The 14,171-nt window shown below is 71.6% G+C and carries 10 protein-coding genes; 3 read left to right on the top strand and 7 right to left on the bottom strand.

Features of this window, described 5'->3' with window-relative positions; genetic code table 11:
• Window positions 1-44: 44 nt before the first annotated feature.
• Both HNR19_RS15725 and valS read right to left on the bottom strand, forming a co-directional pair.
• On the bottom strand, window positions 45-854 hold the full coding sequence (locus HNR19_RS15725) for a hypothetical protein (protein WP_179668794.1): 810 nt from the start codon (window positions 852-854) through the stop codon (window positions 45-47).
• Between the two features lie 179 nt (window positions 855-1,033).
• Window positions 1,034-3,670, bottom strand: coding sequence for a valine--tRNA ligase (gene valS, locus HNR19_RS15720; protein ID WP_179668793.1), 2,637 nt, complete (start codon window positions 3,668-3,670; stop codon window positions 1,034-1,036).
• A gap of 60 nt (window positions 3,671-3,730) precedes the next feature.
• On the opposite strand from valS, the gene HNR19_RS15715 reads away from it, so the two are divergent.
• On the top strand, window positions 3,731-4,876 hold the full coding sequence (locus HNR19_RS15715; RefSeq protein WP_246303524.1) for a SpoIID/LytB domain-containing protein: 1,146 nt from the start codon (window positions 3,731-3,733) through the stop codon (window positions 4,874-4,876).
• 68 nt (window positions 4,877-4,944) lie between these two features.
• The gene (locus HNR19_RS15710) at window positions 4,945-6,126 is read left to right on the top strand and encodes a calcium-binding protein (RefSeq protein ID WP_179668792.1); all 1,182 of its coding nucleotides are present in this window, start codon (window positions 4,945-4,947) and stop codon (window positions 6,124-6,126) included.
• A gap of 272 nt (window positions 6,127-6,398) precedes the next feature.
• Here HNR19_RS15710 and HNR19_RS15705 read toward each other — a convergent pair whose 3' ends face one another.
• The 3 genes from HNR19_RS15705 to HNR19_RS15695 form a co-directional block, all read right to left on the bottom strand.
• Window positions 6,399-6,941, bottom strand: coding sequence for a hypothetical protein (locus HNR19_RS15705; RefSeq protein WP_179668791.1), 543 nt, complete (start codon window positions 6,939-6,941; stop codon window positions 6,399-6,401).
• An 81-nt stretch (window positions 6,942-7,022) separates the two neighbouring features.
• Complete coding sequence (locus HNR19_RS15700; RefSeq protein ID WP_343047225.1) at window positions 7,023-8,216, bottom strand: benzoate/H(+) symporter BenE family transporter; 1,194 nt, start codon at window positions 8,214-8,216, stop codon at window positions 7,023-7,025.
• Window positions 8,217-8,276: 60 nt separating this feature from the next.
• On the bottom strand, window positions 8,277-11,660 hold the full coding sequence (locus tag HNR19_RS15695; RefSeq protein ID WP_179668790.1) for a pyruvate carboxylase: 3,384 nt from the start codon (window positions 11,658-11,660) through the stop codon (window positions 8,277-8,279).
• A gap of 175 nt (window positions 11,661-11,835) precedes the next feature.
• On the opposite strand from HNR19_RS15695, the gene HNR19_RS15690 reads away from it, so the two are divergent.
• Window positions 11,836-12,363: a hypothetical protein gene (locus HNR19_RS15690; protein ID WP_179668789.1), complete on the top strand. Its 528-nt coding sequence runs from the start codon at window positions 11,836-11,838 to the stop codon at window positions 12,361-12,363.
• Here the strand turns inward: HNR19_RS15690 and HNR19_RS15685 are convergent.
• On the bottom strand, window positions 12,350-13,015 hold the full coding sequence (locus HNR19_RS15685; protein WP_179668788.1) for a response regulator transcription factor: 666 nt from the start codon (window positions 13,013-13,015) through the stop codon (window positions 12,350-12,352). The two genes, HNR19_RS15690 and HNR19_RS15685, sit on opposite strands and share 14 nt — an antisense overlap.
• Window position 13,016: 1 nt before the next feature.
• On the bottom strand, window positions 13,017-14,165 hold the full coding sequence (locus HNR19_RS15680; protein WP_179668787.1) for a sensor histidine kinase: 1,149 nt from the start codon (window positions 14,163-14,165) through the stop codon (window positions 13,017-13,019).
• Between the last annotated feature and the right edge of the window lie 6 nt (window positions 14,166-14,171).

Raw genomic sequence — 14,171 nt, 5'->3', positions numbered from 1 at the left:
CGCGAGCGACTGAGTCGCAGGGACTTGATCCTGCCTCGACTCGGTCAGTCCTCGATAACAGTGCCCTCCACCATGGTGCTGTTGTCCAGCGAGGCCGCGAACTGAGGATTGAGGTCGAGCTCTTCCTCGAACTCTCCGTTGAGGTTTCTGGCGAGCGTGTCCGCGAGCCGGTGCCCCATCGGCCGGAAGGTCACATATGTCAGACCGCCGGAGACGATGCCTCCGACGACGGGCACGGCCTTGGTGATCGTCTTCTCGACCGTCTTCTTGGTGACCTGCCTTCCGACCAGCGCGCCAACCTTCTTCACCAGCGGGTACCACGTCGTCTTCGTCAGGGCCTGCGCTGCCACCTTCTTGCCGAGGTTCTGGCCGGCGACCTTCGACGTCTGCGACACCAGAGCGGCCGCGCCAGCAGCGCCGAACATCGCACCCAAGTAGGCGATGATCCGGACCTGTGCCGCCTCCGAGAGCTCACCTGTCTCGAACAGTTCGTCCTCGCCGAACAGGTAGGCGATCTGCTGGGCCAGGTTGATCGCGAAGCCGAAGTACTGCGCCACGTCGGCGCCACCCGCGGCCACCATGACAGCGGGATTGGCGGGAAGGCCGGAAGCGAAAGAGACCGCTGAAGTCTTGGTGGCGCTGCTCTTGATGATCGAGTCGGCCTTCTTGCGCAGCGACTCGACGGAGTAGACCTCCTGAGGCCCCTTCGCGAGAATCACGTCCAGGTGCGGAGAGTCGCCGAATTGCTTCCGTAGGAACGCCTCGCGATCCACTCGCACGATCGGCAGCTTCGACACGGCTCCGACTGTCTGGAGAGTGGTCGCGTAGAGCTTGTCCTGAGATGCGTCAGCCATGACAGCGAGGCTATGCGGTGCGCCCGACGCAATGCAGGCGGATCCGACGATGAGCGCGGGCTGCGCCGGAAGTTTCGAGGTTCGTCGCTAGCGCTCCTCGCACGCGGGTCTCGATACGCCGGCGCGCCGGGGCGCGCCGGCTACTCGACCAACCTGCGTCGGCGGCTGCGACGTACTGACTACTCCGCGGGCTGCTCGGCGATCTCCGCGTCGACAACCAGCTCGGTGAGCGAGTCGTCGACGGTGAAGACCAGGTCGCCGAGGACGTTGCCGGTCCGGCGCAGGTCGTCGGCGGCGGACTCGGCGTCCCGGACCAGCTTCTCGGGTCCCTTGACCTCGACGCGCGCGAGCGGGGCGCGCATCTTGACCTTGGCCTTCGACTTGGCGCCGCGGATGCCGGAGAGGGCGGCGGCGACGGAGTCGATGATCCGGGCGGCCTGCGCGGCTGCGGAGCCGAGCTCGGTGACGGTCGGCCACGAGGCGTGGTGGACCGAGCCCTCCTGCCACCACGACCAGACCTCCTCGGTGACGTAGGGGAGGAACGGCGCGAGCAGCCGGAGCTGGGCCTCGAGGGCGATCGCGAGCGTTGCCTTCGCCGACTCGGCGGCCTGGTTGGCGATCGGGTCGAGCTCCGGCTCGAAGCTGTAGGCCCGCTCCTTCACCAGCTCCAGGTAGTCGTCGCAGAACTCCCAGAAGAACTTCTCGGTGACCTCGAGCGCGGTCGTGTAGTCGTAGGCCTCGAACGCGTCAGTGGCCCTCTCGATCGTCACGGCGAGCCGGCCGATGAGGGCGGTGTCGACCTTCTCGACGACCGCGACCCGGTTGAGCTCGGTCGCGCCGACGGAGCCGAGGACGAACTTCGACGCGTTGAGGACCTTCATCGCCAGCCGGCGGCCGACCTTCATCTGGGTCTCGTCGAAAGGCGAGTCCAGGCCGGGGCGGGCGATCGCGGCGCGCCAGCGGACGGCGTCGGCGCCGTACTTGTCGAGGATCTCGTTGGGGACGACGACGTTGCCCTTGGACTTCGACATCTTCTTGCGGTCGGGGTCGACGATGAAGCCGGAGATCATCGCGTGTGACCACGGCGCGGTGTGGTTCTCGAAGTGGGCGCGGACGACGCGGCCGAACAGCCAGGTGCGGATGATGTCGTGCGCGTGGGTGCACAGGTCCATCGGGAAGACCCGGCCGAACAGGTCGTCGTCGGTCTCCCAGCCGCCCGCGATGTGCGGGGTGAGCGACGAGGTCGCCCAGGTGTCCATCACGTCGGGGTCGCCGATGAAGCCACCCGGCTTGCCGCGCTGGTCCTCGGTGTACCCCTCGGGGACGTCGGTCGACGGGTCGACCGGCAGCTGCGCCTCGGTCGGGAGCAGCAGGTTGCCGTAGTCGGGCTCGCCCTCGGCGTCGAGGGGATACCAGACCGGGAACGGGATGCCGAAGAACCGCTGCCGCGAGATCAGCCAGTCGCCGTTGAGGCCGCCGACCCAGTTGTCGAAGCGGTGCTTCATGTGCGCGGGCAGCCACTCGATCTCCGCGCCGCGCGCGAGCATCGCGTCGCGGGTGGCGGCGTCGCGGCCGCCGTTGCGGATGTACCACTGGCGCGTCGAGACGATCTCGAGCGGCTTGTCGCCCTTCTCGTAGAAGTTCGCCATCCGCTGCGTGGGCTTGGGGTCGCCGTCGAGGTCGCCGGTCTCCTTGAGCTTGGCGACCATCGTCTCGCGGGCGGAGAAGACGGTCTTGCCCTTCAGGTCCTCGTACGCCGCCGCGGCCTGCTCGCCGCTGAGCCATTCCGGCGTCTCGCGGGTGAACCGGCCGTCGCGGCCGATGACCGTGCGGACCGGGAGGTTCAGCTCGCGCCACCACGTGACGTCGGTGAGATCACCGAACGTGCAGCACATCGCGATGCCGGCGCCCTTGTCCTGCTCCGCCGCCGCGTGGGGGAGGACCGGGATTTCGACGCCGAACACGGGCGAGCTGACCGTCGTACCGAACAGGTCCTGGTAGCGCTCGTCGTCGGGGTGCGCGATCAGCGCGACGACCGAGGCGATCAGCTCGGGACGCGTGGTCTCGATGTAGACCGGCGAGCCGTCGGCCTTGTGGAACGCGACCCGGTGGTAGTGGCCGGCGTAGTCGCGCGCCTCCAGCTCGGCCTGCGCGACCGCGGTCTGGAACGTGACGTCCCACAGGGTCGGCGCCTCCTGGAGGTAGGCCTCGCCGCGGGCCAGGTTGCGCAGGAACGCGCGCTGGCTGGCGAGCTGGGCCTTGTCGCCGATGGTCGTGTACGTCGTCGACCAGTCGACGGAGAGGCCGAGCTGGCGCCACAGCGACTCGAAGACCTTCTCGTCCTGCTCGACCAGCTGCTCGCACAACTCGACGAAGTTGGGCCGGCTGATCGGGATCTGCCGCTTCGGATCCGGCTTCTCCGGGGGAGTGAACTCCGGGTCGTAGGGCAGCGACGGGTCGCAGCGGACGCCGAAGTAGTTCTGGACGCGGCGCTCGGTCGGGAGGCCGTTGTCGTCCCAGCCCATCGGGTAGAAGACGGACTTGCCGGTCATCCGCTGGAAGCGGGCGATCAGGTCAGTGTGGGTGTAGGAGAAGACGTGCCCGACGTGCAGGCTGCCGCTGACGGTCGGCGGCGGGGTGTCGATGGCGTAGACGTTCTCCCGCGGCTGGCTGCGGTCGAACTTGTAGGTCTCGTCGGACTTCCACCGCTCGGCCCACTTCTCCTCGAGGCCCTCGAGGGCAGGCTTGTCCGGTACGGCGACCGCACCGGCCGGTGTGGTCTGCTCCGGGGACTGCTCTGCGCGGGGCTCACTCATAACAGACAAGCCTAGGGCGCATGCAGTGATTGGTTGAAACTGAGCATTACCCTCGGACGGATGCGCCTGCTGCTCACTGTGATCCTGGTCGCATCCAGCCTGCTCGCCGTCGGCCCGGCCACCGCCGACGACGAGCGCGAGCGAGCCGCGCGAGGACCGGGGTCGGTGAAGCTCGAGGGACGCGGCTACGGCCACGGCCGCGGGATGTCGCAGTACGGCGCGCAGGGCGCGGCGTCGCAGCACGGCAAGAAGTGGCGCGGGATCGTCGGCTTCTACTACCCAGGCACGGAGATCGGCGACGTCGGCGGGAAGATCAAGATCCTCATCACCGCCGACACCACCGACGACGTCGTCGTGCGCGACCGGTCCCGCCTGCGGCTGAAGGCGCGGGGCATGGACCCGGTGCCGCTCGACCGCCGCGGCGCGAGGCAGTGGCGGCTCAGCCCGACCTCCTCCGGGGCCACGCTGGCGGTGCTCACCGACCGCTGGCGGACCGTCCGGCAGGTCGGCCACAACGCCCAGTTCTCCGCCGGCGGCCGCCCCGTCGCGCTGGTGACGCCGTCCGGCGACGCCCGCTATCGCGGTGCGCTGCGCTCCGCGGGCCGCGACACGATCAACGTGGTGGCGCTCGAGCACTACCTGCGCGGCGTCGTACCTCGTGAGGTGCCGGCGCTCTGGCACCCGCAGGCCGTGCGCGCCCAGTCCGTCGCCGCCCGCACCTACGCCGCGTTCGAGCGGCGCGCGCACACCGGGCGCTACGACCTCTGCGACACCACCGACTGCCAGGTCTACGGCGGCGTCGCCGACGAGCACCCCGCCTCCGACGACGCCATCGAGGCGACCAGCGGCAAGGTCGTCACCAAGGGCGGGGCGCCGATCTTCTCCCAGTTCTCCTCCAGCAACGGCGGCTGGACGGTCAAGGGCGACTTCCCCTACCTCCACGCGCAGCGCGACCCCTGGGACCGCTGGTCGGGCAACCCCAACCGCAGCTGGACCCACCGGCTCACCGACAACCAGATCGAGAACGCGTTCCCGGGCATCGGTGACTTCCAGCGGCTTCGGGTACGGCGCCGCGACGGCAACGGGGCCTGGAACGGGCGCGTGCTGAGCATCAGGGCGGTTGGCTCGGCGGGCTCCGTGGTGCGGAGCGGCGACGACTTCCGGGTGATCTTCGGGCTCAAGTCGACCTGGTTCCGAATCGTCTGACGTGTCTCACGGAATGATCCGCTCGTCTCAGGGCGGCACCCTTCGGCGGTCGCCTCGTTGTCGGGTGCATGCGGAAACTGCTCTCGGTCACCCTGGTCGTGCCGGCGCTGCTCGTGCCGGCGTTGTCAGCCGCGCCCGCTGAGGCCGCGCCCATGTGCGGCGGTCAGGCGGCGACGATCATCGGCACCAACGGCGCCGACGACCTCTCCGGCACGGGCGGCCTGCTCGTGACCGACGTCGTGTGGCTGGGCGGCGGCAACGACAAGTACCGCGGCGACGCCTCCAACGACCTCATCTGCGGCGGCGGCGGTGCCGACTACATCACCGGCGGTGGCGGCGACGACATGATCGACGGCGGCCGCGGCAACGACGCGCTCGCCGGCCTCGCCGGCAACGACGAGGTCTGGGGCCGGGTCGGCGCCGACGAGATCTCCGAGGGCGACGGCGACGACCAGCTCGCCGGCGGACGCGGGGTCGACGCGCTCAGCTACAACGCCGTGCGCAGCGGCGGCGTGACCGTCGACGCCACGACCGCGACGGTGACCGGCGCCGGCACCGACGACTACGGGCAGATCGAGCTGGTCCGCGGCACCCCGCAGGCCGACGACATGATCGGCGGCGAGGGTCGCGATGCGTTCGCTGGCGGCGGCGGCGCCGACACGCTCGAGGGACGCGGCGGCGACGACCTGCTCCGCGGCGCGGGCGGTGTGGCCAACGGTGGCGCCGGCAACGACGCGGTCGAGATGAGGGACGGCGTCGCCAAGGGCGAGGCCGGCCGCGACCGGCTGGTGCTGGCCGGCAGGGCTAACGGCTCCGGCGGCGCCGAGGGCGACCAGCTGATCCTCAAGCACGGGCCGGTCCGGGGCTCCGCCAACGGTGGGGACGACGTGATCATCGTGGCCTCGGCGAGGTCCTCGGCCGACGTCAACGGCGCCTCCGGCATCGACACGATCTCCTTCGCGCCGTTCAAGCGCGGGGTGCGGGTCGACCTCGGCGCTGGGCGGGCCGAGCTGGGCCGCAGCACGATGCGGTTCGCCAGCGTCAACGTCGCGCGCGGCAGCCGGCACGATGACACGATCGTCGGGTCGAACTCCGCCGACTACATCGACGGCCGCGCCGGCAACGACGTACTCCGCGGGATGGGTGGCAGCGACCTGCTCCGCGGCGGCAAGGGCTTCGACAAGGGCGACGGCGGGTCGGGCGCGGACATCTGCCCGACCGAGGTGCACACGCACTGCGAGGTCGTCTGAGGGGCCGAAGGGTCTCGATACGCCCGGGCGCCAGGGCGCCCGGGCTACTCGACCAACCTGGACCCGCACTGCAACCACCGATGCGCCGGTGGTTGAGGTGCGAGGAGCGCTAGCGACGAGCCTCGAAACCTCCGGCGCCACGGCCGACCTTGAGGAACCCCCGCAGGACCAGGCCGACGACGAGGGCCCAGAAGGCGGCGCCGACGCCGCCGATGGTGACGCCGGAAGTGTGGCATCCATGGACGAAGAAGGTCTCAGCGCGCGCGTGCGCCTCAGTCGGTGAAGCCGTCGTCCTCGGACCAGGACACGGAGGAGTCGTCCCACTCGACCGTGCCGTCCTCGACGTGGGGCTCGCCCCAGAACTCGCCGAAGTCCTCCAGTCGCCAGTCCTCGAGGTTGGTCGTCACGGCGGCGTGGCCTGCCGTCGGGGCCTGCTGGAGGAAGGCGTCGTGGTGATAGCAGCCGAGCGTCGCCGCGACGACCTCGCCGTCGGTGTCGGCATGGACGAACAGGCATCCGTCACCCGACCCTTCGAAGAGCCGCTCGGGCTCGGTCCAGGAGTCGGCGTCGTCGGGGTCGGAGTGCTGGACGAGCACCAGGCGGTAGTCGCCGGGATCGATCCAGATGATCACCTTCGCGCCGCTGTCCAGCTCAAGATCAGCGCGACCGTGGTCGCGGGTGGGGTCCTCGTCGCTGGAGCGCTCGTACGCCGACCGCGGGGGCGCCTCCAGCTCGGCGCCGTACGTGAACTCCGGATCGCCGCTGCAGGCCGCGAGCACGGGGAGCAGGGCGAGGCGTCCGAGGGCACGGCGCATCCGGGGATCGTACGGCGGACCACGACGTACAAGTCGGCGGACCATCAGGCACAAGTGGGCGGGCCACGGGGTACAACTCGGCTAGGGCGCGGTCGCGCGGCCGACCTTGAGGAACCAGCGCAGGACCAGGCCGACGACGAGGGCCCAGAACGCGGCGCCGACGCCGCCGATGGTGACGCCGGAGGCGGCGACGACCAGGGTGGCCGCGGCGGCCTCGCGCTCGCTGACGTCGGCGAGTGAGTCGGCGAGGGCGCTGCCGAGGGTGCCGAGCAGGGCCAGGCCGGCGGCGGCCTGCATGACGCCGCCGGGGGCGGCCGCGACGAGGGTGGCGAGGGCGGCGCTCGTCACTGCGAGCACGAGGTAGGTGATCGCGCCGCTCACGGCCGCGATCCAGCGGCGCGACTTGTCAGGCCCGGCGTCGGGGCCCGCGTTGAGAGCGGCGGTGATCGCGGCGAGGTTGATCGCGTGGCCGCCGGCCGGTGCGCCGACGACGGTGCCGATGCCGGTGACGGCGAGGGTCTCCCGCCACGGCACCTTGTAGCCGAAGCCCGCCATCACCGCGACGCCCGGCACGTTCTGCGAGGCCATCGTGACGACGTAGAGCGGGAGCGCGATGCCGACCACCGCCGAGAGCGTCCAGTGCGGGGTGGTCCAGGTCAGCGACGGCGCGAGGGCGGAGGCGTCGACGTCGGCGGTGACGAGCACGGTGATCAGCGCGGCCGCGAGGGCGCCGGGCACCGCCCAGCGGCGCGCGAGGCGCAGCAGCACCAGCCAGGTCAGCACCGTCGGGGCGACCACCTCGGGGTCGTCGACGAGCTCGACCACCGGCGCCAGGCAGAGGGGGAGCAGGACCCCGGCGAGCATCGCCTTGGCCAGGGCGGGCGGGATGCTCGCCACCAGGTCGCCGAGCTTGGGCACCGCCGCGGTGACGATGATCAGCGCGCCCGCGACCACGAACGACCCGACCGCCGCGGGCCAGCCGCCGGTCACACCCGAGGTCGTGGCCAGCAGCGCTGCGCCGGGCGTCGACCAGGCGAGTGAGATCGGCGTCCGGTGGCGGATTGCCATCCAGAGCATTCCCGTGCCTGCCGTCACACACAGCACGAGGAGGCCCGACGCCGCCTGCTCCGGGGTGGCGCCGACGGCGGTCAGGCCGGCCAGCACCACCACGAACGCGCTGCTGAAGCCGACGATGGCCGCGACGATGCCGGCGGCGATCGGGTTGTGGCCGGAGGTTTCGAGGCTCGGCCGCGGGCGGCCTCGCACCTCAACCACCGGCGGTCTCGATACGCCCGCGCGCTAGCGCGCACGGGCTACTCGACCACCCTGGGGCGCTCATTCGACGACGAGGATCAGGTCGCCGCCCTCGACGGGGCGGGTGCCGGTGATCGCGAGCCGCTTGACCGTGCCCGAGGCCGGGGCGGTGATGGCCGCCTCCATCTTCATGGCCTCGATCGTGGCTACGGTGGCGCCGGCCTCGACCTGGTCGCCCTCCGCGACGGCGACGGTGACTGCGCCCTGGAACGGCGCGGCGACGTGGCCGGGGTTGGCCGGGTCGGCCTTCTCGGCGGCGTCGTCGTCGGCCGCGATCGACCGGTCCCGTACGGCGACCGGGCGCAGCTGTCCGTTGAGGGTGAGCATCGCCGTGCGGTAGCCGCGCTCGTCGGGCTCGCCGATCGCCTCCAGGCCGATGTGCAGCCGCTTTCCCTCGGCGATGTCGACCTCGTGCTCCTCGCCGGGTCGCAGCCCGTAGAGGTAGTCGAGCGTCGGCAGGATCGAGATGTCGCCGTACGTCGCCCGCGCCGCCTCGAAGTCCTTCGTCGGGCCGGGGAAGAGCAGCCGGTTGAGCGTGCCGCGCCGGTCTTCAGCGAGCCCGCGCCGCTGCTCCTCGGTCAGCTCCGCGGCCGGCGGCTCCCACGAGCGACCGTCGAGCGCCTTGCTGCGGAACGGCTCCGGCCAGCCGCCCGGCGGGTCGCCGAGCTCGCCGTGCAGGAAGCCGATGACGGAGGCGGGGATGTCGTACTTCTCCGGGTTCGCCGCGAACTCCGCCGGGTCGGCGCCCCGACCGACGAGGGCGAGGGCGAGGTCACCGATCACCTTCGACGACGGCGTCACCTTCGGGACGTTGCCGAGGATGTCGTTGGCGGCGGCGTACATGTCCTCGACCGCCTCGAACTTCTCGCCGAGCCCGAGCGCGATCGCCTGCTGGCGCAGGTTGGACAGCTGGCCGCCGGGGATCTCGTGCCGGTAGACGCGACCGGTGGGGGAGGCGAGGCCCGACTCGAACGGCGCGTAGACGCGGCGCACCGCCTCCCAGTAGGGCTCCATCGAGCTGACCGCGCCGATGTCGAGGCCGGTCTCGCGGTCGGAGTGGTCGGTCGCCGCGACCAGCGCGGTCAGCGACGGCTGCGACGTGGTGCCCGACATCGTGGCCGTCGCGGCATCGACCGCGTCGACGCCCGCGTCGATCGCCGCGAGGATCGTCGCGAGCTGACCGCCCGGGGTGTCGTGCGTGTGCAGGTGCACGGGCAGGTCGAACCGCTCGCGCAGCGCGGTCACCAGCGTGCGCGCGGCCGGCGCGCGCAGCAGGCCGGCCATGTCCTTGATCGCGAGCACGTGGGCGCCGGCCTCGACCATCTCGTCAGCGAGGCGCAGGTAGTAGTCGAGCGTGTAGAGCTTCTCGCCCGGGTCGGACAGGTCGCCGGTGTAGCAGAGCGCGACCTCCGCGACGGCGGTGCCGGTGCTTCGCACGGCCTCGATCGCGGGCCGCATCTGCGAGACGTCGTTGAGCGCGTCGAAGATGCGGAACACGTCGAGCCCGGTCGCCACCGCCTCCTCGACGAAGGCGTCGGTGACCTCGGTGGGGTACGGCGTGTAGCCGACCGTGTTGCGCCCGCGCAGCAGCATCTGCAGGCACACGTTGGGCAGCGCCTGGCGCAGCTTGGCGAGCCGCTCCCACGGGTCCTCGGACAGGAAGCGGAGCGCGACGTCGTACGTCGCCCCGCCCCAGCACTCCACCGACCACAGCTGCGGCGTCAATCGCGCGACGTGGCCGGCCGCGCCGAGCAGGTCGGCGGTGCGCACCCGGGTGGCGAGCAGGCTCTGGTGGGCGTCGCGGAACGTGGTGTCGGTGACCGCGACCGTGTTCTGCTCGCGCAGCCGGCGGGCGAACTCCTCGGGCCCGACCTGGAGCAGCAGCTGGCGGGTGCCGTCGGGCGCGGGCACGTCGAGCGAGAGCGGCGGCAGCTTCTCGCGCGGGTCGACGGAGACCGGCGGTTCGCCGTACGGCTTGTTGACGGTCACGTCGGCGAGGTGGCGCAGCAGCCCGCCGCCGACGTCGACCGACTTGCGCGCGATCAGCAGCTGCGGGTGGGTCTCGATGAACGAGGTGGTGACCCGCCCGGCCGCGAAGTCCGGGTCCTCGAGCACGGCCTTGAGGAAGCCGACGTTGGTCTTCACGCCGCGGATGCGGAACTCGGCGACCGCGCGGTGCGCCTTCTCGACGGCCTTCTCGAACGTGCGGCCGCGACAGGTGAGCTTGGCCAGCATCGAGTCGAAGTGCGGGCTGACCTCAGCGCCGGTGTACGTCGTACCGCCGTCGAGGCGGACGCCCGGCCCGCCCGGGGAGCGGTACGTCGTGATCTTGCCGGTGTCGGGGCGGAAGTCGTTGGAGGGGTCCTCCGTCGTGATCCGGCACTGGAGCGCGGCGCCGCGGAGCCGGACCGTGTCCTGCGACAGGCCGAGGTCCTCCAGCGTCTCGCCGGCGGCGATCCGCAGCTGGGACTGCACGAGGTCGACGTCGGTGACCTCCTCGGTGACCGTGTGCTCGACCTGGATGCGCGGGTTCATCTCGATGAAGACGTAGTTGCCGTCGGGGTCGAGGAGGAACTCCACGGTGCCGGCGTTGCGGTAGCCGATGTGGCGCGCGAACTTCACGGCGTCGGCGCAGATGCGCTCGCGCAGCTCGGGGTCGAGGTGCGGCGCCGGCGCGATCTCGATGACCTTCTGGTGGCGGCGCTGGAGCGAGCAGTCGCGCTCGAAGAGGTGGATCACGCCGTCGGGCCCGGTGCCGTCGGAGAGGATCTGCACCTCGATGTGCCGCGGCTCGACGACGGCCTGCTCGACGAAGACGGTGGGGTCGCCGAACGCGGCCTCGCCCTCGCGCATGCAGGTCTCGACGGCCTCGCGCAGCTTGGCCGGGTCGTCGACGCGGCGCATGCCGCGACCGCCGCCGCCCGCGACGGCCTTGACGAAGAGCGGGAACGGGATCGCCTGCGCGGCCTCGACGAGGGCATCCACGTCGGTCGACGGCTCGACGCTCTGGAGCGTCGGCACGCCGGCCTCCTTGGCCGCCGCGATCGCGCGCGCCTTGTTGCCGGTCAGCTCCAGGATGTCGCTCGTCGGCCCGACGAACGTGATGCCGGCGTTGGCGCAGGCCTCGGCCAGCGCCGGGTTCTCCGACAGGAACCCGTAGCCCGGGTAGACCGCGTCGGCGCCGCACTGCAGCGCCACCCGCACGATCTCGTCGGGGTCGAGATAGCTGCGCACGGGGTGACCGCGCTCGCCGATCTCGTAGGCCTCGTCTGCGCGCAGCCGGTGCTCGGAGCCCCGGTCCTCGTAGGGGAACACCGCAACGGTGCGCGCACCCATCTCGTAGGCCGCACGGAACGCTCGGATCGCGATCTCGCCCCGGTTGGCCACCAACACCTTGGAGAACATGGCGTAACCCTATGAGCGGGATCACAACGCGCCAGCCCCGCTGCGGAGTACTGGACAGTAGCCATTCCGCGGATTCGTTGGTGCCGCCGCCGCGTCGCCTCCCGGAACGATGAGACGGTCCCCGCCCAGGACCTGGGCGGGACGTGCTCTCGTTTCCAGCGACAAGAAGGATCACATGTTCTCGAACGCACGACCGCTGGTGCGCCTGCTTCTCGGTGCCCTCGCTCTCGGCCTCGCCGCCGTCCTCCTCGTGCCGGCTTCCGCGCAGGCGGACACCGGCTCGCTCAAGGACAAGAAGGGCGACGCCGCGAAGTCGATCGACATCACCGCGGTGAGGTTCAACAACGGCACCAAGACCATCTCGGGCAAGTTCTCGGTCAACGACCTCGGCAAGAGCGGCATCTTCACCGCTGTCTGGCTCCCGCCGGACCTCGACGGCAACTACTACGGCGTCGCGCTCATGAAGAAGAGCGGCAAGTTCAAGGCCGTCCTGTCCAAGATCACCTCCACCGGCGGCAAGGTCGTCAAGTGCAAGGGCGTCAAGGGCAACTGGAGCACCAAGGCCAGCGCGGTCACCTTCTCGGTGCCGCAGAAGTGCCTCGGCACGGTCCCGAAGTCGTGGATCTTCGGCGGCGGCTCGACCTCGGTCACCGGCAAGCAGGCCGACAACGTCGACGGCACCGTCGAGATCAGCCGCGGCTGACCTCGGGCCACACATCGAGCAGGTCGCCCGGGCCCAGCCCGAGCGCCTGCTCGATGTCACCGGGGGAGGTGACCTGGAGGTAGCGCGACACGGTCTGGGTGAGCTCGAGCCAGTAGCCCCGAAGCGTGGACTCCGACAGGAAGAGCGTCCGGCTCATCTCGGCGTAGGTCAGGCCACGCGCGCGACCGGCGAGCACGTCGCGCTGGCGCGGCGACACGACCGTGAGGCTGCCGCGCCGCACGAGCACCTCGAGGATCCCGGCCACGGACGGCGGCACGACCAGCTCCCCGTCGGCCACCGCGAGGAAGCCCGCCTCCGCCTCCTCCAGCGTCGCCGCCTTGGAGATCACCCCGGTCGCGCCGGCCGCGAGGCACGCGGCGAGGACGAAGCGCCGCTCCTCCTGGGTGTAGCAGCACACGCGGTAGCCGGCCTCCGTGATGCGCCGGATCGCCGTCGGGCCTTGGCTCGCCTGCGGCTGCCCGACGTTGGCCAGGTGCAGGTCGAGGATCACGACGTCGGCCTCGGGCCGTTCGGCCAACAGGCACTCGACGTTGGCGTGCGACGCCACGAACGTCAGGCCCGGCAGCAGCAGCCCGAGCGACGCCCGCAGCGCGGTGGCGTCGTCGACGAGCGCGAAGCGCGGCCCTCCCACGTCAGGACTCCTGCCCCACGAGCGTGACGGTGGTGCCGACGCCCGGCACGCTGTCGATCGTGGTCGTCACGCCGGAGCGGGCGAGCTGCTCGACCACGACCTCGCGCAGGCCCACGCCGTACGGCGTCCGCGTCGTCTCGAAGCCGCTTCCGTCGTCGTGGAGGCTGACCTCCCAGCCCGGCGGGTCCTCCTGCTCCTCCGCGTGGAGGACGACGCGGCCGGCGCCGGAGTGCTGGCGCACGTTGAGGAGCAGGCTCCGCAGCGCTGCGGCGAGGTCGTCGGCGAGCTCGCGGGGGAGGACGGTGTCCTGCGCCAGGTCGGCCACGACGGTGATCGGGAGGTCGTCGAACTCCGCGCCGGCCGCCGTGACCAGGGCGGCGAGCGTGGTGGGGTCGGTCGTCGGCGCGGGCGCGCCGGTGAGGTAGGCGCGCATCCGGTTGAGCTCGGCCTCGGCCTGCGTGCGCAGCCCGTGGCGGTCGCCGACGCCGCTCTCGACCATCAGCCGCATCACCGCGGTGCCGTTGTGGATCGCCAGCCGCGCCCGGCGCTCCTCCTCGGCCTGGGCGGCGGCCGCGGCCAGTCGTCGCGCCTCATCGGCGTCGGAGGCGATCCGGGTGATGAGGCGCGCGCCGAACCACGACAGCGGGCCGAGCACCGCGATGGTGAGGACGTTGCCGGCGACGGCCGCGAGGTCCGCCCAGCCCTCGACGGTGGGCGCGAGGTAGGCGGCCTCGGCGACCGCCAGCGCGGCCAGCAGGAGCAGCCACACCCAGCGCGCCTGCACTCCGATCAGGCCGAACGAGACGCAGAGCGCGTAGCCCAGCTGGAACCCGACCCAGGTGCCCATCCGGTCGGCCTCGGGCACGGTCCACGAGCCCGCGACCAGCAGCGCGAGCGCGACGCCGACGTCGAGCAGCGCGACGCGGGTGCCGGTCGGGCGGCGCCGCACCAGGGCGGCCGCCGCGACGGTGAGCAGCATCGTCGCCGCGACCACCCAGGTGACGGCGGTGAGGGCGGGCCGCTCGGTCTCGGCGAACGCGGCGCCCAGCGACGGCGCCATCTGCACCAGGGTCCCGACCCGTACGGCGGCCACGAAGTAGGACAGGAGACGCAGTGCCGCGGCGTGGGTCGAGTGGTCCGAGAGCGGCACGCCCGC

The sequence above is a fragment of the Nocardioides thalensis genome, from assembly GCF_013410655.1.
In the GTDB taxonomy this organism is placed as follows: domain Bacteria; phylum Actinomycetota; class Actinomycetes; order Propionibacteriales; family Nocardioidaceae; genus Nocardioides; species Nocardioides thalensis.
Note: the sequence above shows the minus strand (reverse complement) of the source record. Positions and strands in the feature narration are given on the sequence as shown.

Coding starts and splice junctions, on each gene's coding strand:
- HNR19_RS15725 (WP_179668794.1), bottom strand. CDS start 854: ATGGCTGACGCATCTCAGGACAAGCTCTACGCGACCACTCTCCAGACA.
- valS (WP_179668793.1), bottom strand. CDS start 3,670: ATGAGTGAGCCCCGCGCAGAGCAGTCCCCGGAGCAGACCACACCGGCC.
- HNR19_RS15715 (WP_246303524.1), top strand. CDS start 3,731: ATGCGCCTGCTGCTCACTGTGATCCTGGTCGCATCCAGCCTGCTCGCC.
- HNR19_RS15710 (WP_179668792.1), top strand. CDS start 4,945: ATGCGGAAACTGCTCTCGGTCACCCTGGTCGTGCCGGCGCTGCTCGTG.
- HNR19_RS15705 (WP_179668791.1), bottom strand. CDS start 6,941: ATGCGCCGTGCCCTCGGACGCCTCGCCCTGCTCCCCGTGCTCGCGGCC.
- HNR19_RS15695 (WP_179668790.1), bottom strand. CDS start 11,660: ATGTTCTCCAAGGTGTTGGTGGCCAACCGGGGCGAGATCGCGATCCGA.
- HNR19_RS15690 (WP_179668789.1), top strand. CDS start 11,836: ATGTTCTCGAACGCACGACCGCTGGTGCGCCTGCTTCTCGGTGCCCTC.